At 60.4% G+C, this 19,447-nt stretch carries 16 protein-coding genes; 8 read left to right on the top strand and 8 right to left on the bottom strand.

What is annotated here, in order from left to right; translation table 11 throughout:
* Positions 1–14: 14 nt before the first annotated feature.
* The 4 genes from ugpC to AGR1_RS00680 all read left to right on the top strand — a co-directional run bounded on the left by ugpC (position 15) and on the right by AGR1_RS00680 (position 4,141).
* Entirely contained in the window at positions 15–1,073 is a 1,059-nt protein-coding gene (gene ugpC, locus AGR1_RS00695; protein ID WP_149145912.1) for a sn-glycerol-3-phosphate ABC transporter ATP-binding protein UgpC, read from the top strand.
* A 20-nt stretch (positions 1,074–1,093) separates the two neighbouring features.
* The gene (locus tag AGR1_RS00690; RefSeq protein WP_149145911.1) at positions 1,094–2,053 is read left to right on the top strand and encodes a sugar kinase; all 960 of its coding nucleotides are present in this window, start codon (positions 1,094–1,096) and stop codon (positions 2,051–2,053) included.
* 142 nt (positions 2,054–2,195) lie between these two features.
* Entirely contained in the window at positions 2,196–3,254 is a 1,059-nt protein-coding gene (locus tag AGR1_RS00685) for a P1 family peptidase (RefSeq protein ID WP_149145910.1), read from the top strand.
* 20 nt (positions 3,255–3,274) lie between these two features.
* Entirely contained in the window at positions 3,275–4,141 is an 867-nt protein-coding gene (locus AGR1_RS00680; protein WP_080789823.1) for a D-amino-acid transaminase, read from the top strand.
* Between the two features lie 7 nt (positions 4,142–4,148).
* Here AGR1_RS00680 and AGR1_RS00675 read toward each other — a convergent pair whose 3' ends face one another.
* The 7 genes from AGR1_RS00675 to AGR1_RS00645 form a co-directional block, all read right to left on the bottom strand.
* Complete coding sequence (locus AGR1_RS00675) at positions 4,149–5,045, bottom strand: LysR substrate-binding domain-containing protein (RefSeq protein ID WP_149145909.1); 897 nt, start codon at positions 5,043–5,045, stop codon at positions 4,149–4,151.
* Between the two features lie 128 nt (positions 5,046–5,173).
* Positions 5,174–6,685 (bottom strand): serine hydrolase domain-containing protein, encoded by a 1,512-nt coding sequence (locus tag AGR1_RS00670; RefSeq protein ID WP_149145908.1) that lies wholly within the window; start codon positions 6,683–6,685, stop codon positions 5,174–5,176.
* 226 nt (positions 6,686–6,911) lie between these two features.
* Positions 6,912–7,652, bottom strand: a complete 741-nt coding sequence (locus AGR1_RS00665; RefSeq protein WP_149145907.1) for an ABC transporter ATP-binding protein — start codon at positions 7,650–7,652, stop codon at positions 6,912–6,914.
* Positions 7,649–8,479, bottom strand: a complete 831-nt coding sequence (locus AGR1_RS00660; RefSeq protein ID WP_080789820.1) for an ABC transporter ATP-binding protein — start codon at positions 8,477–8,479, stop codon at positions 7,649–7,651. The genes AGR1_RS00665 and AGR1_RS00660 overlap by 4 nt, the downstream gene beginning before the upstream one ends.
* 3 nt (positions 8,480–8,482) lie before the next feature.
* Complete coding sequence (gene nikC / locus AGR1_RS00655) at positions 8,483–9,385, bottom strand: nickel transporter permease (protein WP_004433196.1); 903 nt, start codon at positions 9,383–9,385, stop codon at positions 8,483–8,485.
* Entirely contained in the window at positions 9,382–10,395 is a 1,014-nt protein-coding gene (locus tag AGR1_RS00650; RefSeq protein ID WP_187772007.1) for an ABC transporter permease, read from the bottom strand. Before AGR1_RS00650 ends, nikC begins: the two co-directional genes overlap by 4 nt.
* A gap of 2 nt (positions 10,396–10,397) precedes the next feature.
* Entirely contained in the window at positions 10,398–11,993 is a 1,596-nt protein-coding gene (locus AGR1_RS00645; RefSeq protein WP_080789819.1) for an ABC transporter substrate-binding protein, read from the bottom strand.
* A 234-nt stretch (positions 11,994–12,227) separates the two neighbouring features.
* On the opposite strand from AGR1_RS00645, the gene AGR1_RS00640 reads away from it, so the two are divergent.
* Positions 12,228–13,268, top strand: coding sequence for a dipeptidase (locus AGR1_RS00640; RefSeq protein WP_149145905.1), 1,041 nt, complete (start codon positions 12,228–12,230; stop codon positions 13,266–13,268).
* Between the two features lie 58 nt (positions 13,269–13,326).
* Here AGR1_RS00640 and AGR1_RS00635 read toward each other — a convergent pair whose 3' ends face one another.
* On the bottom strand, positions 13,327–13,620 hold the full coding sequence (locus AGR1_RS00635; protein WP_080789818.1) for a hypothetical protein: 294 nt from the start codon (positions 13,618–13,620) through the stop codon (positions 13,327–13,329).
* A 275-nt stretch (positions 13,621–13,895) separates the two neighbouring features.
* Here AGR1_RS00635 and mprF point away from each other — a divergent pair, with 275 nt between their 5' ends.
* The 3 genes from mprF to AGR1_RS00620 all read left to right on the top strand — a co-directional run bounded on the left by mprF (position 13,896) and on the right by AGR1_RS00620 (position 19,413).
* Complete coding sequence (gene mprF, locus AGR1_RS00630; RefSeq protein WP_149145904.1) at positions 13,896–16,496, top strand: bifunctional lysylphosphatidylglycerol flippase/synthetase MprF; 2,601 nt, start codon at positions 13,896–13,898, stop codon at positions 16,494–16,496.
* Positions 16,493–17,863, top strand: coding sequence for a virulence factor family protein (locus AGR1_RS00625; RefSeq protein ID WP_149145903.1), 1,371 nt, complete (start codon positions 16,493–16,495; stop codon positions 17,861–17,863). The genes mprF and AGR1_RS00625 overlap by 4 nt, the downstream gene beginning before the upstream one ends.
* 221 nt (positions 17,864–18,084) lie before the next feature.
* Complete coding sequence (locus AGR1_RS00620) at positions 18,085–19,413, top strand: telomere resolvase (RefSeq protein ID WP_149145902.1); 1,329 nt, start codon at positions 18,085–18,087, stop codon at positions 19,411–19,413.
* Positions 19,414–19,447 lie beyond the last annotated feature (34 nt).

Below are 19,447 nucleotides of genomic sequence, written 5' to 3'. Positions count from 1 at the left end.
ACGGGAACCTCCATATGGCACCGGTCAATATTCAAAATGTCCAGAAGCGCTTCGGCTCCGTCAACGTCATCCACGGCATCGATATCGACATCAAGGATGGTGAATTCGTTGTGCTCGTCGGCCCCTCCGGCTGCGGCAAATCCACCCTGCTGCGCATGATCGCCGGGCTGGAAGAGCTGAGCGACGGCGAAATCCACATCGGCCCGCGCGAGGTGAGCCACCTGCCCGCCCGCGACCGCGATATCGCCATGGTCTTCCAGAACTACGCGCTTTATCCGCACATGACGGTCAAGGACAATATGGGCTTCGCGCTGAAGCTGAAGAAGGTGAGCGCGGAGGAAACCAAGACCAAGGTGGACCGGGCCGCCGCCATTCTCGGGCTGGAAAAACTGCTCGACCGTTATCCGCGCCAGCTCTCCGGTGGCCAGCGCCAGCGTGTCGCCATGGGCCGCGCGCTGGTGCGCGATCCGCAGGTCTTCCTGTTCGATGAGCCGCTCTCCAACCTCGACGCCAAGCTGCGCGTGCAGATGCGCGGCGAGATCAAGGCCATGCACCAGCGCATCGGCACGACGACCATCTACGTCACCCACGACCAGGTGGAGGCCATGACCATGGCAGACAAGATCGTGGTGCTGCATGACGGCGTGATCGAGCAGATCGGCGCGCCGCTCGAACTTTACGACAATCCCGCCAATCTCTTCGTTGCCGGCTTCATCGGCTCGCCCGCCATGAATTTCATTCGCGGCCGGGTCGAGGAAGGCGTGTTTCGAACCGCCAAAGGCCTCAGCCTGCCGCTGCCCGTCCATGCCGATATCGGCAAGCTCGGCGGCCGCGATCTCGTCTACGGCGTGCGGCCGGAACACATCCGCGCCGCCGAGACCGGTATCGAAGGCCGGGTAGAACTGGTCGAAGGCACCGGCTCGGAAATCTACGCCAAACTCGATTGCAAGGGCGACGACATCGCCTGCCTGTTCCGCGAACGCCTCAATGTTCGCTTCGGCGATACGATCCACATTGCCATCGATCCGGCAACCGTGCATCTGTTCGACAAGGACAGCGGCAAACGCATCTGAACACGGCAGGAGCGGAGAGAATGGTAAAGGAAGCGGGCGGCAAGCATGTGCTCTGCGTGGGTGCCGCCGTGCTCGACACCCTGTTTCGCGTGGCAGACATGCCGAAGGGCGAAGGCAAGGTCTTGCCCTATGAAATGTTGCAGATCACCGAAGGCATGGCGTCCAGTGCCGCCTATGCCGTGCATCGCATGGGCGGCCGCGCCGGCCTCTGGGGCGCGGTAGGGGATGACGAAACCGGCTCCCGCATCCTGCGCGATCTCAGTGAAAGCGGTATAGACACGAGCGGCATGACCATCGCAGCCGGTGCGCGCTCGGCGCTGTCGACGATCATCATCGATAACAGGGGAGAGCGGCTGATCGTGCCATTCTACGATCATCGGCTGCACGAAAAGAAGCGGCCTTGCACGCCGCAAGACATTGCGCCGTTCGACGCCGTTCTGGTGGATGTGCGCTGGCCGGAACTGGCGCTGGATGTGCTCACCGTGGCGCGCACGCTTGGAAAACCGGCCATTCTCGACGGGGACGTTGCACCCGTTGAAATCCTTGAGAAGCTTGCGCCAGCCGCGAGCCATATCGTCTTTTCCGAACCCGCCGCCGCCCGGCTGACGGGGCTTGAAACGGTGAAAGACATGCTGCCGGTGCTGCATGCCCGCTACCCTGAAACCTTCATCGCCGTCACCGCCGGACCCGCAGGTTGCTGGTGGACGGAAGCCGGCGATCCCACGGTGCATTTTCAGGAGACGATGCGGGTCGAAGCAGTGGACACACTGGCGGCGGGCGATATCTTCCACGGCACGTTTGCGCTGGCGATGGCCGAAGGCATGGAAAGCCGCGCCGCCATTCGCCTCTCCTCCGTTGCCGCCGCGCTCAAATGCACGGTCTTCGGCGGCCGCATCGGCGCACCGACGCGCGAAGAAACGGAAAAGGCGATGCAGCGATGGCTGGAGCGTCAAGGCGAAGCCACGATGCGCGCCTCCTGAACGCATCCATTGCCCGCATAAAACTATTCCATTTTTGCGATGCCGTTTCCCGGCGAACTAGGCTAACGTTCGGACAAGCAAAGCTTTTCACAAGCCGCACACGTCCCGAATTCAGCCCGCATTCCGCAAAAGTGATCGCCCGATGCATCAGACGACCCGCCCGAGACTGCGCGATATCGGTTTCCGGCCCGGCCATTTCGAAACCGGCCCGCTCAACGCCATCACCGATGTCGAAGGCGTGACCATCGGCCATTCAACCGTCATCGAAGGCGAGACGATCCGCACCGGCGCAACCGCGATCTTTGCGCATGGCGGCAATCTCTTTCAGGACAAGGTGCCCGCCGCCTTCGCAGTCTATAACGGCTTCGGCAAATTTGTCGGCTCCACCCAGATCGAGGAATTGGGCGAACTCGAAACACCCGTCATCCTCACCAACACGCTGGCAACCGGCCGGGCCGTAGAGGCGATCAACCGCCATACGCTTTCGCAGCCGGGCAACGAGAAGGTCGTCTCGATCAACGCCGTTGTCGGCGAAACCAACGATTCCCGCCTGAACGACATCCGCGCCGGCCGCCCGAGCATCGAGGAAATCTCGGCCGCGCTGAAAAACGCTGCCGGAGGCCCGGTTACGGAGGGCGGTGTGGGAGCCGGAACCGGTACGGTAGCCTTCGGCATGAAAGGCGGCATCGGCACCGCATCCCGCCGCGTTACGATTGCCGGAGAAACCTATACGATCGGCATCCTTGTGCAGTCCAATTACGGCGGCCATCTGCTGGTCTGCGGCAAGCCCTATGTCAGCCCTGATCACAAGGACAAGGATGGCTCCATCGTCATCATCGTCGCCACCGACGCGCCGCTTTCCTCCCGCAATCTGAAGCGCCTCGCTGCCAGAAGCTTCGGTGGACTGGCACGCACGGGTGCCGCGCTCAGCAATGGCTCCGGTGATTATGCGCTGGCATTTTCCACCGATGAGCGGCTACGCCGCACGCCGGCGCGCCGCAAGGCCGTAACGGAATACCCTGAGCTTTCCAACGATGCGATTTCGCCGCTTTTCGAAGCCGCGATAGAGGCAACGGAGGAAGCAATCCTCAATTCGCTCTGCGCAGCGGCCACGACCACGGGCTTCAATGCCGCAACGGCCAAAGCCTCCACGGTCGAGGCCATTTCCATCGACACCCTTAAAACCCTTCTTTCAGCCTGACATTTCCAGACGGAGTTTTCATGACCAGCCCATCCGGCCGCATCGTTTACGTCAACGGCGAATTCCTGCCCGAGGCAGACGCCCGCCTTTCCATCTTCGACCGCGGTTTCCTGTTCGGCGACGGAATTTACGAAGTCACGTCAGTTCTGGAAGGGAAGCTGATCGACAGCGACCTGCACATGGCCCGGTTGGAGCGCAGCGCCCGTGAGATCGATGTGCCCCTGCCGGTCACCACGAAGGAGATCGTTGAAGCCGAGCGCCGCCTGATCGCCGACAACAATCTCGTTGAAGGCATGATCTATCTGCAGCTGACGCGTGGCGCCGAGGACCGCAACTTCCTGTTCTCCGCCGATCTGAAGCCGACGCTGGTCATGTTCACCCAGGCCAAGAAGCTCATCGGCACACCGGTCGAAGAAGCCGGCATCGCCGTCAAATCGGTTCCCGACCAGCGCTGGGAACGCCGCGATATCAAGACCGTCTGCCTGCTGCCGCAGGTCATGGCGAAGCGCATCGCCAAGGCCGAAGGCTGCGACGAGGCGTGGATGATCGAAGACGGGTTCGTGACCGAAGGCGCGTCCTCCACCGCTTACATCGTCACTTCCGATAAGAAGATCATCACCCGCGGCAACAGCAACAAGACCCTGCCCGGCTGCACCCGTCTCGCCGCCCTGCAGTTGGCCAAGGAAGCCGGTTTCACGCTGGAAGAACGACCCTTCACGCTGGAAGAGGCGTTGAATGCTGACGAGGCCTGCCTCACCAGCGCCTCCAACTTCGTGGTTTCGGTGACGAAGATCGACGGCAAGCCGGTGGGCAACGGCAAGCCCGGCCCGATGGTGAGCCGCCTGCGCGCGCTCTACCTCGAAAACGCCCGCCGCACGGCCATCTAAACAGGCTCTAGTCTTCGAGAACCGCCCATATGCGCTCGACAACGGGCCGGCGGTTCTCCTTTGAACGATAAAGCCTGATATCGACGGCAATGTCGAAACTCGGATCGGCGGCGCGTACCAGAGCGCCGCTATCCAGCTCGTGGCGCATCAGGCTTTCCGGCACCCAGGCGACCCCCCATCCGGCCATCGCCATCGCCTTCAGCCCCACCGACATGCTGCCCTCATGAACCCGCTCGAATTGCGGCAGCCTTGCGCTTAAGAGATCGCGCAGCAGCGGCCCGAAGAACGATGCTTTCTCGTAATCCAGATAGGCGAACGGTTTTTTCGCATTTTCGACCAGCGCATGCAGCGGCGTGCCATCCTTGGTCGGGGCTGAGACCGGAATTATATTCTCTGCACCCAGCACACGAAATTCGAATAGCTGCGCATCAAGCAGCATCGGTACTTCATGGTGGGCATAGGTCAGAAGGAAATCGCTCTGCCCGTCCACCAGCGAGTTGAGGTTTTCCTCCATGCTGCCGGAGTCAGGCCGCAGCACGGAAAACAGGGGGCCAGCTGTGTCATTCACCCGTTTCAACCAGTCAGGAAAAAAGGTGAAGGACAGGGTATGGAGGGCGGTCAGCCGTACGGTCTTCGCATCCTCGCCATCTTCCTGCAACAGGGTGCGCCGCGCATGGTAGAGCTGTTTCAGCGTCTCCTGCGCCACTGGCACGAACTTCGCTCCTGCCTCCGTCAGTCGTGACGGATAGGATGCGCGGTCAACCAGCGTCGCGCCCACCCAGGCTTCCAGCTGCTTGATGCGCCGGCTGAAGGCGGATTGCGTCACATGCCGCTCATCCGCCGCCTTCGAAAAATTGAGCGTTCCGGCCAGCGCCAGGAAATCCTCGAGCCATTTGACTTCCACGGCTCATACTCCCAACAAAAAATCTTTCCGGTTATTCAGAAGCGTCTTTATTAGGTGCAATGAGGCGTGAATGAAACCCTCTTGTAAGGCGCAGGGCTGCGGCCAAATCGCCGGATCGGCCGGACGACCTAACGGCTGCGATAATATTCGATCATCCGCGCCCGGCTGGAGACGAGTTCGATCCGGTTGTTGCTGAGCCGGTTGAGGCAGACCCGCTTCGTCCAGGGCCCATCGGTGAGCGTAAAGAGAAAACGGCCATTGCCGAGCGCCTTGAGCGGCATGCTGCGGCGGGTCGGGCCGATGCCCATATTCAGTGAGGAACCGCCGATCGAAAATTCCGCGCCCTCATCCGAATGCCATGCGCCCGAAAGATCATCCGGGACGCCGTGATCGGTAACAGGCAGGAAGCGGCGCGCGGCATGACCGGCCTCGCCCACAATCGCATCGCCGTCTAACCTGAGACGCATGGGAGATGAAGCGGAACGGGAAGAAACCCAACCATCGACATCTTCATAAAGCGTGTCGTCGCCATCGATGAAGGTGGCGGTGCTGCCCTTGATCTCCAGCCACCACGGCCCGCTTTCGGTCACATAAAGACCATCAGGCAGGCTGGCGGCAGGTTTGGGCAAAGGCAGACCGGTCAAAGTCGCCATGCTTTCCAGCGCGATCTTGAAACCGTTGGTATCCTCGCGATTGGATACCACGACGAATCCCGTGCCGTTTTCAGGGTCGAGCAGGAAGTAAGTCTTGTAGCCGGGATGCGAACCGCCGTGTCCGACAAACCGGCGCTCGCCCAAATGCGACCAGCGCAGGCCGAGGCCATAGTCGCTCATCCGTCCGTCGGCGAGCGGCCGCTCAGACGAAAGCCTGTCGAGAACACCCGCAAAGCTGCCCTCGCCCCGCATCAAACCCTGCAACCAACGAGTAAGTGCTTCGGCGCTGCCCGCAAGGCTACCCGAAGCGGAAATATGCAGGCCAGCCGCCGAAAGCTGCCAGTTGTCTTCGGCTTTCCAGTAGCCCGGCACCAGCCCGTCGACTGGATCGTTCCAGACATCCGGCGCCTTCAGAAACACGCCGAAGGGGCCGGAAATCTGTTTCTGCACGAAATCATCGAAACGGAAACCCCGGCGCTCCAGCGCCGCTTCCACCAGACGATAACCGGTATTGGAATAGGAAACCTCGGTGCCGGCATTAAAATTCAGCCTCGTCAGTCGAGAGAGATAGTCGAGGAGAGGTCCGGCTTTCGTTTCGGTATAGACAGAAAGGCCAAGCAAAGAGAGGCACTCGCGCGTATCCGGCAGGCCGCCGCTCATATCCAGCGCCTGCCCGACCGTAACATCGCGCAGAGGCGATTGCAGGTCCGGCAGGTGTTTGCCAAGTGGATCGTCCAGCCCGATGAGATCGGCATGGGCGAGCACCATGGCGCAGAAGGCATGTTTGGTGACGGAGGCATAACGTACCACGCTCTGCGGCGTGAAAGGCGCAAAGGTCGAAAGGCTTTCGACGCCGCCCGCATGGGCAAAACGGATGCCATCAAGATCAAAACCGATGACCGCCCCGCCCGGCTCGTCGCCCGCCCATTGCGAGACGAAGCTCTCGGCAAGCGTTGATGCGGCGTTCCAGTCGAGTTTCTGTGACATTGTTCGGTCTCGTGTCTGTGGTGGTTGCGGAAAGCCCCGCCATCGCCGCTTGTTTCTTCTCCTCGCCGGGGAGAAGGTGGCCCGAAGGGTCGGATGAGGGGGCAAGGTTGCCGGATTTCGGAGAGCTTGCCCCCTCATCCCGCTGCCGCGGACTTCTCCCCCTCGGGGAGAAGAAGCGAGCGGCACCCGCTCGATCCATATGTAACGTAAGCTAGGTAACCGGCCGTCAGGCCGGTTCTTCCAGCCGGATACTCAGGCTGCGCAATTCTTCCGTATGCGGATGTTTCGTCCGTCCCTCGCGCAGATCACCCGCGCTCAGTTGCTCCACCATTTCCCCGTTCAGCATCACGCCCACCTGCGGGCACAGATGCGCAATGACAGCCAGATTGTGGCTGACGAGAATATAGGTGAGATTGCGCGCGGAACGCAGGTCCTGCAACAGGTTCAGGATTTCCGCCTGCACCGAAACATCGAGCGCCGACGTCGGCTCATCGAGCAGCAGCACCTGCGGGTCGGCAATCAGTGCACGGGCAATCGCCACGCGCTGGCGCTGGCCGCCGGAAAGCTGGTGCGGGAAACGGAACCGCACCGCCTGCGGCAGCGCGACATCGGACAAAGCCTGCTGGATGCGCTTTTCGATATTGTCCATGCCGTGCACCAGCGGCAATTCGCTGAGAATACGGTCGATGGTCTGGCGCGGATGCAGCGACCCGTAGGGGTCCTGAAACACCATCTGCACCTGCCGGAAGAATTCCGGCGTACGACGCAGCGGTGCATCCTTGCCGGCAAAGGCGATGCGGCCTTCCCAGCTTTCATTGAGGCCGGCCATGGCGCGCAGGATGGTGGACTTGCCCGAGCCGCTTTCGCCAACAATGCCGAAACTGCCGCCCTTTTCCACCGAAAAGGAAACGCCCTTCACCACTTCGCGGTCACCGAACTTGATACGGAGGTTTTCGACATCGATCATTGGCTGGACCACGCTGCATCACGGTTGAGGACAGGAAGACGCTCGCGCGGATGCGTCAGCGAGGGAATGCAGTTCAGAAGTCCCTTTGTATAGGGATGTTCGGCTTTCAGAAGTTCGGAAGCCTTCAGTTCCTCCATCACCCGGCCGGAATACATGACGGCAACACGATCGCAGAAATGCGAAACGAGCGGCAGGTCGTGGCTGATGAGGATGAGGCCCATGCCGCGTTCCGACACCAGCTCCTCGATCAGCCGCAGGATTTCCGCCTGCACCGTGGCGTCGAGCGCGCTGGTCGGCTCGTCGGCAATCAGCAATTCCGGATCGGGCGCGAGCATCATGGCGATCATCACGCGCTGGCCCATCCCGCCGGAAACCTCATGCGCATAGGATGAGGCGACCTGACGCGGATTGCGGATTTTCACCTGATCGAGCAGCGCGATGGCCGCTTCCATGGCCGCACGCTTGCTGCCGCCCTTATGGGCGCGCCAGGCTTCCGCGATCTGCGCACCCATGGTCTTGACCGGGTTCAGCGAATATTTCGGGTCCTGCAGAATGAAACCGGCCCGCTTGCCACGGATCTGGCGCATCTGCCTTTCGCTGGCGGAGAGTATGTCGATACCATCGAAAGCGAGCCTGTCGGCGCGGATATCCGCATTGGAGGGCAGGAGCTTCATCAGCGCACGCGCCGTCAGGCTCTTGCCGGAACCGGATTCGCCGACAATGCCGAGCTTTTCAGTGCCGAGCTTCATGGAGACACCACGCACCGCCTCGAAACGGCTGGTGCGGGTCTGGAAGGCGATCTTCAGATTGTCGATTTCGACCAGCATGGCTCAATGTCCCTTCGGGTCGAGAACGTCGCGCAGGCCATCGCCAAGGAAGTTGAAGGCGAGCGAAACGAGGAAGATGGCGATGCCGGGAATGGTGGCGACCCACCATTGTTCGAAGATGAAGCGCTTGGCGGTGGCGATCATCGCACCCCATTCCGGCGACGGCGGCTGCGCACCCATGCCGAGGAAGCCGAGGCTTGCCGCGGTGATGATGATCGAACTCATATCGAGCGTGATGCGCACGATAAGACTCGGCACGCAGAGCGGTGCAATATGCCGCGCAATGATGCGCCAGGCGGAAGCACCGGTCAGCCGATAGGCCGCGACGAAATCGCTGCCGCGAACCGTCATGGTTTCGGCGCGGGCAAGACGCGCATAGGGTGGCCATGCGGTGAGCGCGATGGCGAGAATGGCGCTTTCGACACCCGGCTTCAGCGCCGCGACAAAGGCCAGCGCCAGAATGAGGCGGGGGAAGGCCAGGAACACATCCGTCACCCGCATCAGCACCGTGTCGACGATGCCGCCGAAATAACCGGCGATGCAGCCGATGGCGAGACCGATGGGTGCCACGAGAACGACGACGGCAATGACCATGCCGAGCGTGACGCGGCCGCCATAGAGAATGCGCGAAAGAATGTCGCGACCAAGCTCATCCGTGCCGAACCAGTGTTCGGCGCTCGGAAACGCCAGACGGTTGCCGAGGTTCTGCGTCGCCGGATCGTAAGGGGCAAGCAGTGGCGCCAGCAGCGACAGCGCGATGAAGAGAACGATGATCGTCAGACCGATCACCGCCAGCGGGTTGGACTTGAGGTTGAGCCAGATGCGATACCGGTTGCCCCAGGCAGCCTGTGTTCGCGAATGCGGCGTCTCATCCAGCGCCCAGTTTCTGAAATTAGCTAACATCATCGAACGCGAGGATCCATAACTCTGTAAAGCACGTCTGCGAGCAGGTTGAGGGCGACATAGATGAAGCCGATCAACAGGGTTGCTCCGACGACGGGGTTCATGTCCGCGTTCATGAGCGAGACAGTGAGATATTGGCCAAGGCCCGGCCAGCTGAAGACGGTTTCCGTCACCACGGCGCCTTCGAGAAGGCCGGCATAGGTGAGCGCGAGAACCGTGACGAGCTGCACGGCGACCGTCGGGAAGGCGTGTCCCCAGATGACGGTCCTGGCCGAAAGCCCCTTGGCGCGGGCGGTGATGACATATTCACCCTTCAGTGCGTCGATCATGAAGGCACGCGTCATGCGGGTGATATAGGCCATGCTGAAATAGGCGAGAATGCAGACAGGCTGCACCATGTGGGCGATGGCGTCGTAAAAGGCGTCCCAGTCGCCCGCAAGCAGCGTGTCGACCGTCATCAGGCCGGTGACCTGCGTGATCATGCCGTCATAGATGATGTCCTGCCGGCCCGGTCCCGGCGCGACGCCAAGGGTGGCGTAAAACACGAGCAGCGAAATCAGCGCCAGCATGAAAACAGGCACGGAATGGCCGGCAAGGCAGACGACGCGGATAACCTGATCGGTGATCTTGCCCTGCTTCACGGCGGCCCAGACACCGAGCGGAATGCCGATGAGAGCGGCAAGGATGAGGGCTGCGGTAGCAAGTTCGAACGTAGCGGGGAAAACACGCTTGATATCGATCCAGACCGGATTGCGGGTCAGTATCGAATTGCCGAAATCGCCATGCAGAACCTGCGAGACATAATGGAAGAACTGCACGACCAGCGGTTGGTCGAGACCCATTTCGGCCCGCACCCGCACGATGACGTCTTCGGGCGCGTTATCGCCGACCGCCGCGATGACGGGATCGACGGGCATTACCCGCCCGATCATGAAGGTGATGATCATCAAACCGAACAGCGTCAGGAGGACGCTGCTCAGTATAGACGATATGCTTTTAACGCGCTTGTTCAATGTCACGCTTTCTTCGCATCGTGGTAGGAATTGCCTTCGGAAAGAACGCCGAGTTCGAAACCGGAAACGCCCTTGCGGAAGGCAGCCGTCTTGGTGGTCTGGAACATGAACACGAAGGGGCTGTTCTCCATGTGCTCGCGCTGCAGGGCTTCATAAAGCTCCACGCGCTTTGCCGGATCCTTCTCGTCACGCGCGGCTTCGGCCTTGGCGGCGAAGTCGTCGTTCTTGAAACGCGAACGCCACAGGAAGGGCTTCGACTTGGCGTCGTCGCCATTGTCCTTGTTGATGTTGAAGACATCGGCGTTGGAATGCGGATCGAAATAATCCGTGCCCCAGGCCGAAAGCGCCATCTGGTGTTCGCGGGCGCGCATCTTGGTCAGAACCTGGCGGTTCTCTGCCGATTGCAGACGCACCTTGATGCCGATATCGGCAAGGTTCGCCTGGATCGCCTGTGCCAGATCCGGGTAAGGCTGGGCGGAATAGTGATCCATGGTGATCTCGAAACCATCGGCAAGGCCGGCTTCGGCCATCAATGCCTTGGCCTTTTCGACATCGCGCTGGAACGGCGTGTCGTTGACGGCGCCGGGGAAGCCCTTCGGCTCGAAGCTCTGGTGGATTTCGTGCGTCAGCGGCACGATGTTTTCCTGCATGCCCTTATAGTCCAGCGCCCACTTGATGGCCTGCCAGACCTGCGGCTTGGCAAGGTTTTCATTGCCCTGGTTGAGAGAGATCAGCACCAGCGAGGCGATGGACTTGCGCTGCAGCTCAATATTGGCGTCGTCCTTGACGGTCCGCAGCTGCTCCGACGTCAGGTCACGGGCAATGTCGATATCGCCCTTCTGCAACATCAAAAGCTGAGAAGACGGATCGGTAACATGGCGCAGCACGATGCGCTTGATATTGCCCTTGTAGGGACCATTCGGGTTGACCGTCAGCGCGACGCTTTCGCTGGGCTTCCAGGCCTGCAGCATGAAATCGCCGGAACCGGCGCTGTTCTTCTGCAGCCAGCCATTGCCGAGGTCTTCGCCGGACGCATTGGCAAGGACAGCCTTCTTCTCAACGATCGCGCCGATATTGGCGGAGAGGCAATAGAGCAGGAAGGAGATGGCGGTCGGCTTGGCCGTCGTCAGCTTTACCGTCTTGTCGTCGGCGGCAACGATGGTCGTCTCGGCATTTTCAGGCGTGAAGCCGAACTGGCCGATGATGAAGGCCGGGCTCTTGTTCATCTTGATGGCGCGCTGCAGCGAGAAGGCAACGTCTTCCGCCGTGACTTTCGCACCGCTGGAGAAAGTCGCATCGTCACCGATCGTGAAGGTAAAAACCTTGCCGTCCGCATCGGCTTCCCAGGATTTCGCGATAACCGGATCGACCTTGGTGGAATCCTCACGGTTTGCACGCACCAGCTTCTGATACATGTTGGAGATGATTTCACCGCCGACGGCTTCGAAACCTTCATGCGGGTCAAGGCTCGTCATATTGTCCAGCTGCTGGGCGACCACCAGAATATCCTTGGGCGTCGCGGCAAAGGCCGGAATGCGCGCATAGGACAGGAACGGAACGGCAGCGCCGGCGATCAGCAGGTTGCGTCTTGAAATCATCGAAAATCCCCTTTCGGACCTTATTTTTCGGAAAACATTGGGTTTGCCCCAATCCAGTCATTTTTTTTATGTTTTCCCGCGATTACCACGAGCAAACGAGGCCCGACCAATTCCAAATTTGGCAGAGCCTATGCACGGATTGCATTTGCCCCCGCCTTGACCTTTCCTCTACCAATTCACAAAAGTCTGATGGACGCGCGTCCGCGCCCTCCCCCTATCCGAAGGTGAATGACCATGACCGATCAAAAAACCGTACCCGTCTTCGACGGCCACAACGACGTGCTTCTGCGGTTATGGCGATCGGGCAAGGCTTCCCCCGAAACGCTTCTCATCGAAGGCGATACCGTCGGCCACATCGACCTGCCGCGCGCCAAGAAAGGCGGGCTGGCCGGTGGCCTCTGCGCCGCCTATGTGCCTTCGCCCAGCATGGACAAGGACGCCAACGGCGATTACCCGACGCCTGCCGAGGCGGATGCGCTGAAGGCGACGCTCGCCATGGCCGGCCTTCTGCTGCGGGCCGAGACGCAGTCGAAGGGAGCACTGAAGGTGTGCCGCACGGCCGCCGATATCCGCGACGCCATGACGAAAGGCGCTTTCGCCTCCGTCTTTCATATCGAAGGTGCGGAGGCGATCGGCGCCGATCTGGATGCGCTCTACGTTCTCTATGAAGCGGGCCTGCGCACGCTTGGGCCGGTCTGGAGCCGCCCGAACATCTTCGCTTACGGCGTTCCGTTCCGTTTCCCCTCGACGCCGGATATCGGCCCCGGTCTGACCGATGCCGGCAAGCGGCTGATAAAGACATGCAACGAGCTGAAGATCATGGTCGACCTGTCGCACATGAACGAGCAGGGTTTCTGGGACATTGCCGGGATTTCCGACGCGCCGCTGGTGGCGTCGCACTCCAACGCCTATGCGCTTTGCAATCACAGCCGCAACCTGACGGATCGCCAGCTTGATGCCATCCGCGACACGGGCGGCCTTGCCGGCATCAATTTCGGCGTTCTGTTCCTGCGCCAGGACGGCGTGAAGAACCCGGATACCGATCTCAACGAACTCGTCCGCCATGTGGACTATATCGTCAACCGCATCGGCATCGACCACGTCGCGCTCGGTTCGGATTTCGATGGCACCACCATTCCCGCCGCCATGAAGGATGCGGCCGACCTGCAATTGCTGGTCGAAGCCCTGCGCAAGGGTGGTTATGACGACGAGGCGCTTGCCAAAATCTGCCACGGCAACTGGATTCGCATGCTGGAAAAGACCTGGGGCGCGTAAGACCTCCCATCAAGTGCATCTCCGGCGCAGGACGCCGGAGACATCAAGCGGCAGGCCGTTAAGCCTTTGCCGCTTTTTTCCTGCCGCTTGCCCGGAAGGCCAGAAGCCCGGCGACGACACCGATCATCGCCCATTTCATCGGCAGTACATCCGCCGTCTCGCTGCGGATCGGCAACACGGTCACGGTACCCGGACGGGATTCATAACCCATCTGCCCTTTCGCCTTGGCCTCCGCAATCTGCTGCGGCGAAACGACCCATTCGGCGCCGCGCATCTTGTCCACCGCCATGTATCCGCCGCCCGCCACGAGGGCGACAACCAGCGAAAGCGCTATTCTTGATGGCGTATTCATCTGCATCTCCTTCAATCAAAAGGAGCGTGTAATGGCATCAAACACCGCCACCAGGCAACCGCCGCGGTCAATTTTGTCCCTTTGGGAACGATCTCCAAAATATTGCATTCTTCAGTTGTATTTGCGCGATTAAACTGCCGGTTATTCCCGAATAACCGGCGACAAAGTTCACATCGACACTTCATGCTTTTCTGCTAATCACATTTCCTCAACCGCAACGAATTAGCGACACAATCCTGTGGTTCGCCAACAGGAACTGGCGCTGGGCAAAATAAATGGCAGACAAGAGCGAAATTACACAAACCGATGTTACGGAATCTGCGGTTGAAAGCTTTTTTGCCAGAAACCGCCCCTATCTGACCGCGATCGCCATCACGCTGGTTTTCGTGATGATGACGTTCGCCATCTATCACCTGACCTCCGAAGTCCGTTATGACGACGTCATCGATGCGCTGACGCAGACCTCGGCGTCGGCGGTGCTGCTTGCCATCGTCTTCACCGGGCTCAGCTTTCTGGCGCTGATATTCTACGACGCCAATGCCATCGAATATATCGGGCGCAAGCTGCCCTTTCCGCCCATGGCGGCAACAGCGTTTGCGGCCTATGCCATTGGCAATACCGCCGGTTTCGGCCCCTTGAGCGGTGGTGCGATCCGCTTTCGCGCCTATTCCCGGCTAGGTCTTTCACCGGGTGAAATCGCCCGCGTCATCGCCTTCATCACGCTGTCCTTCGGGCTTGGGCTGCTTTCGGTCAGCGCCATCTCCACCTTCATCGTCGCGCCGCGCATCGCCGCCATCATCGACGTCGATGCCGCTATCCTCAGAGGTGCGGCGCTTGCCATAATCGCGGTTCTCGTGGCGGCGGCCTTTGTCGGGCGCAACGGGCGCGTCATCCGGCTCGGCGCATGGCGTCTGCGCCTTCCGGACAGCCGGACATCATCGCGGCAATTCCTCGTCTCCGCCTTCGATATCGCCGCTTCCGCTTCCGTGCTTTATGTCCTCCTGCCCGACACACATCTCGGCTGGCCGACATTTTTCGCCATCTACGCCACCGCCGTCGGCCTTGGCGTCCTCAGCCATGTGCCCGCCGGCCTCGGCGTCTTCGAAACCGTCATGGTTGCGGGGCTTGGCAACGCCATCAGCGTCGATCAGCTGCTCGGCAGCCTCGTTCTCTACCGCGTGATCTATCACGTGCTGCCGCTGGTAGTGGCCATTCTGGTCATGCTCGTCTCGGAGATGAAGCAGTTCGCGGCAAAGCCTGTTGTCTCCGATATCAGCCAGCTTGCCGTCAGGCTCGCGCCGCCGCTGTTATCGACCTTCGCGATGATCCTCGGTGCCATGCTGATCTTTTCGAGCGTGACGCCGACACCGGACAGCAATCTGGATTTCCTCTCCAATTTCGTGCCGCTTCCCATCGTCGAGGCCGCGCATTTTCTGACAAGCATTCTCGGCCTCGTACTTGTCGTCGCCTCGCGCGGCCTCGGGCAGCGGCTGGACGGCGCGTGGTGGATTGCGCTGGTAGCCGCCTCGCTGGCGCTGGTCCTCTCGCTCGTCAAGGCCATCGCCGTGTTCGAAGCCGCCATCCTCGGCGTCTTCATCGTGGCCCTTTCCGTCAATATGCGCAGCTTCAACCGCCATGCCTCGCTGGTGAAGCAGGCGTTGGGGCCAAGCTGGCTCGCCGCCATGGCCGTGATCATTGCGGGCGCGGCGACAATCCTGCTCTTCGTCTATCGCGATACGGATTACAGCCAGACATTATGGTGGCAGTTCGAATTCTCCGAGGAAGCGCCGCGCGGATTGCGCGCCCTTTTAGGCCTCGTGCTCGCCTCCTCCACCATAGCCATCTTCAGCCTGATGCGGCCGGTGGCCTTCAGGCCGGAGGCCATCAAGGCCGACGACGTCACGAGAGCGACCGGTATCGTCATGACGCAGGATGCGGCCGACGCCAATCTGGTGCGCATGGGCGACAAACACGTAATGTTTTCGGAAAACGGCAACGCCTTCATCATGTATGGGATTCAGGGCCGCTCATGGATCGCTTTCGCTGATCCGGTCGGTGACGAGAATGATTTCCCCGATCTGGTCTGGCAATTCGTGGAAGCCGCCCGTGGTGCCGGCGCGCGCGCCGCCTTCTACCAGATTTCGCCTTTTCTCCTCTCCCATTGCGCCGATGCGGGCCTGCGCGCCTTCAAGCTCGGCGAACTGGCATTGGTCGATCTCACCGCATTCGAACTGAAGGGCGGAAAGCTCGCCAATCTTCGCCAGTCGCTGAGCCGCGGCGCGCGCGACGGACTGACCTTCGAGGTGGTCGAGCAAGCGCAGGTGGCGGATATTATGGATGAGTTGAAACAGGTCTCCGACGGCTGGCTTGCCCACCACAATACCCGGGAAAAGCGCTTCTCGCTTGGTGCTTTCGAGCCGGAATACATCCTGTCTCAACCCGTCGCCGTGCTGCGCAAGGATGGAAAGATCACCGCCTTCGCCAATCTCATGGTGACGGACACGAAAAAGGAAGCCACCGTCGACCTCATGCGTTTTTCGCCGGATGCGCCGCGTGGCTCGATGGATTTTCTCTTCGTCAGCATCATGCAATATCTGCGCGAGGCAGGCTATGCGAGCTTCAATCTCGGCATGGCCCCCATGTCCGGCATGTCGAAACGCGACGCCGCCCCCGTCTGGGACCGCATCGGCAGCACGCTGTTCGAACACGGCGAACGTTTCTACAACTTCAAGGGACTTCGCGCCTTCAAGGCAAAGTTCCACCCGAAATGGGAACCGCGTTACCTCGCCGTGCAGAATGGCGCAGACGCCGCTCTGGCGCTGATGGACGCGACGGTTCTGATTAGCGGCGGCGTCAGAGGAGTAATCGGAAAATGAGAAAATCCAGCGTGTTGAAAGCGGTCCTTGCCGCCTCCGCCCTGTTTGCCTCCACCGCAGTTTTTGCTGAGGACAAGCCCGCTTACGAGACCGGCATGATCCCCGCCGAGCACATCATGGTGCCGGATGGCGAAATTCTCGCCAGCGTCTTCCTGATTTCCGACGCGGACGGATGGACGGCCGCCGATGAGACCCGCGCCAAGGCGCTGGTGGAAAAGGGCGCCGCCGTGGTCGGCGTCGACTTCAAGGAATATCTGAAGGCGCTCGAGGCCGATGACGACGAGTGCATCTATATGATCTCGGACATCGAGTCGCTCTCGCAGCAAATTCAACGCACAGCCGGCACGAGCAGCTATCGCCAGCCCATCCTCACCGGCATCGGCAAGGGCGGAACGCTGGCGCTGGCGATGATTGCGCAGAGCCCCGTCTCCACCGTCCGCGAAGCCATCGCCGTTGACCCCAAGGCCGGCCTGCCGCTTGAGAAAATCCTCTGCACCCCCGCCACCAAGGACAAGGCGGATGGCGAAACGGTCTATGGCCTGACCGACGGCCCGCTGCCCGCCCCCGTCAGCGTGCTGTTCACGCCTGCCGCGGATCAGAAGGGCCGCGACCACGTCAATGCGCTCGTCAAGCTGCATCCCGATATCGACGTGACGGATGTGGAAGACAAGGCGGACGAGGTTCTGACCCAGACGCTATCCGACCAGATCGACGCCGCAGGCGACACCGACAGCCCGCTCGGTCTGCCGATCAAGGTTCTGGAAACCAGCCCGGTGATGGACACCATGGCGGTGATCTATTCCGGCGACGGCGGCTGGCGCGATCTCGATGAGGAAGTGGGCGGCGCCTTCCAGAAGGAAGGCATACCCGTCATCGGCGTCGATTCGCTCCGCTATTTCTGGAAGGAAAAGAAACCGCAGGAAGTCGCCACAGATCTCGGGCGCATCATCGACACCTATCGCAAGGAATGGAAAGTCCGCAATGTGGTGTTGATCGGCTATTCCTTCGGCGCCGATATTCTTCCCGCCACCTATAATCTGCTGCCTGACCGCGACAAGTCGCATGTCGTGCAACTGACCCTGATGGGACTTTCGACCGAAGTGGATTTCGAGATTTCCGTCGAAGGCTGGCTTGGCGTTGCCGGTGAAGGCAAGGGCGGCAAGACGGTGGACGACATCGCCAAGATCGATCCGAAGCTGGTGCAATGCATCTATGGCACGGAAGAAGAAGATGAAGACCCCTGCCCCGGCCTGAAAACCAAGGGCGTGGAAGCGGTCGGCATCGAGGGCGGCCACCATTTTGACGAGGACTATGAGGGGCTGGCCAAGCGTATCGTGACATCGCTGAAGACCCGGCTGCCGAAATAGCCTGCATCACCACAGGCCGATATTCCACATCTCGGATAATCTTTGACGGCGAACGCATCGACGACGCGTCTTCGCGTCGCGGCCGTGCTTGCGGAATCGCCTAAACTATTATTCAAAAGAAACCGGCCTGCAGTGGATGTTCATCACATTTCCGCAACCGTGCTGCTGTTGATCGCCAACCATGGATTTTGTATTTCCGGACGGGTTCAGGGAGCCGCCGCATGCCCGCTTTAAAGCGAAAGACGAAAACACCAGTCCTCGTGGAACGCATCGATCATTTCGTCGGCCAGGTCAAAGAGGCGATGAAAAGCGATGAGACCCTGCGCAACAGAAAAATCCGCGACCTGTGGGATGCCGAGGTCCGCTACCATTTCGACAATGGCCGCACCGAAAAGACGCTCGAACTCTACATCATGAAATATCGCAATGCGCTAAAGGCCGAGTTCGGGCCGAAGAGCACGCCGCTTGCCATCTGCAACATGAAGAAGCTGCGCGAGCGGCTGAACACCTATATTGCGCGGGCCGACTATACGAAGACCGGTGTGGCGACGTCCATCGTCGAGAAAATCGAACGGGCGGAGTTCAATACCGCCGGTCGCAAGCCGACCGTTCTGCTGCGCATCGCGGATTTCATTTCGGCGATGAACGGCATGGGAACGAAAGAAGAGATGCAGACCCTGTGGAACGCTGAAATCAGCACCATGAAGGGCAGGGCCCAGACAACGATCATCTCCTACATCACCAAATATCGCAACGCCATCCGCGAGGCCTTCGGCGACGACCATCCAATGCTGAAGATCGCCACCGGCGACGCGGCGATGTATGACGATGCACGGCGGGTGAAGATGGAAAAGATCGCCAGGAAGCACGGCGCGCTGATCACCTTCGAGAACTACCGGCAGGTTTTGAAAATCTGCGCCGACAAGCTGCTGTCGGCCGATCCCCTGATGATCGGCATCGGCCTGATCGGCATGACCGGACGTCGCCCCTACGAAGTCTTTACCCAGGCGGAGTTTTCGCCTGCCCCCTATGGCAAGGGCGTCTCCAAATGGAGCCTCCTGTTCAACGGCCAGGCCAAGACGAAACAGGGCGAAGGAACGAAATACGGTATTACCTATGAAATCCCGGTGCTTGCCCGCTCGCAAACCATTCTTGCCGCCTATAAGCGCCTGCGCGAAAGCGGGCAGGGAAAAATGTGGCGCGGCATGTCGATTGACGATTTCTCATCGGAAACCCGCCTGCTGCTCCGGGACACGGTTTTTAACCTGTTCGAGGATCTCTGGCCGAAGGAAGAGCTTCCCAAGCCCTATGGCCTGCGGCATCTCTATGCCGAGGTGGCCTTTCACAATTTTGCGCCGCCGCACGTCACCAAGAACAGCTATTTCGCCGCCATTCTCGGACATAACAACAACGACCTCGAAACCTCGCTGTCCTATATGACCTATACACTGCCGGAAGATCGCCACGATGCGCTGGCGCGGGCCAAACGCATCAACGAGCGGACGTTGCAGCAGATGGCGACAATAGCGCCGGTGTCCCGTAAGGCATGATGCTTCCGGGCGTAAAATCGCTCGGTAGCGTTAC

This window comes from Agrobacterium sp. B1(2019), assembly GCF_008274755.1.
Lineage (GTDB): Bacteria > Pseudomonadota > Alphaproteobacteria > Rhizobiales > Rhizobiaceae > Agrobacterium > Agrobacterium salinitolerans.
This window is presented reverse-complemented; position numbering and strand designations above follow the sequence as displayed.

Coding starts and splice junctions, on each gene's coding strand:
- AGR1_RS00680 (WP_080789823.1), top strand. CDS start 3,275: ATGACCAGCCCATCCGGCCGCATCGTTTACGTCAACGGCGAATTCCTG.
- AGR1_RS00625 (WP_149145903.1), top strand. CDS start 16,493: ATGAGAAAATCCAGCGTGTTGAAAGCGGTCCTTGCCGCCTCCGCCCTG.
- AGR1_RS00690 (WP_149145911.1), top strand. CDS start 1,094: ATGGTAAAGGAAGCGGGCGGCAAGCATGTGCTCTGCGTGGGTGCCGCC.
- AGR1_RS00660 (WP_080789820.1), bottom strand. CDS start 8,479: ATGCTGGTCGAAATCGACAATCTGAAGATCGCCTTCCAGACCCGCACC.
- AGR1_RS00670 (WP_149145908.1), bottom strand. CDS start 6,685: ATGTCACAGAAACTCGACTGGAACGCCGCATCAACGCTTGCCGAGAGC.
- AGR1_RS00640 (WP_149145905.1), top strand. CDS start 12,228: ATGACCGATCAAAAAACCGTACCCGTCTTCGACGGCCACAACGACGTG.
- AGR1_RS00665 (WP_149145907.1), bottom strand. CDS start 7,652: ATGATCGATGTCGAAAACCTCCGTATCAAGTTCGGTGACCGCGAAGTG.
- nikC (WP_004433196.1), bottom strand. CDS start 9,385: ATGATGTTAGCTAATTTCAGAAACTGGGCGCTGGATGAGACGCCGCAT.
- AGR1_RS00645 (WP_080789819.1), bottom strand. CDS start 11,993: ATGATTTCAAGACGCAACCTGCTGATCGCCGGCGCTGCCGTTCCGTTC.
- ugpC (WP_149145912.1), top strand. CDS start 15: ATGGCACCGGTCAATATTCAAAATGTCCAGAAGCGCTTCGGCTCCGTC.
- AGR1_RS00620 (WP_149145902.1), top strand. CDS start 18,085: ATGCCCGCTTTAAAGCGAAAGACGAAAACACCAGTCCTCGTGGAACGC.
- AGR1_RS00685 (WP_149145910.1), top strand. CDS start 2,196: ATGCATCAGACGACCCGCCCGAGACTGCGCGATATCGGTTTCCGGCCC.
- mprF (WP_149145904.1), top strand. CDS start 13,896: ATGGCAGACAAGAGCGAAATTACACAAACCGATGTTACGGAATCTGCG.
- AGR1_RS00635 (WP_080789818.1), bottom strand. CDS start 13,620: ATGAATACGCCATCAAGAATAGCGCTTTCGCTGGTTGTCGCCCTCGTG.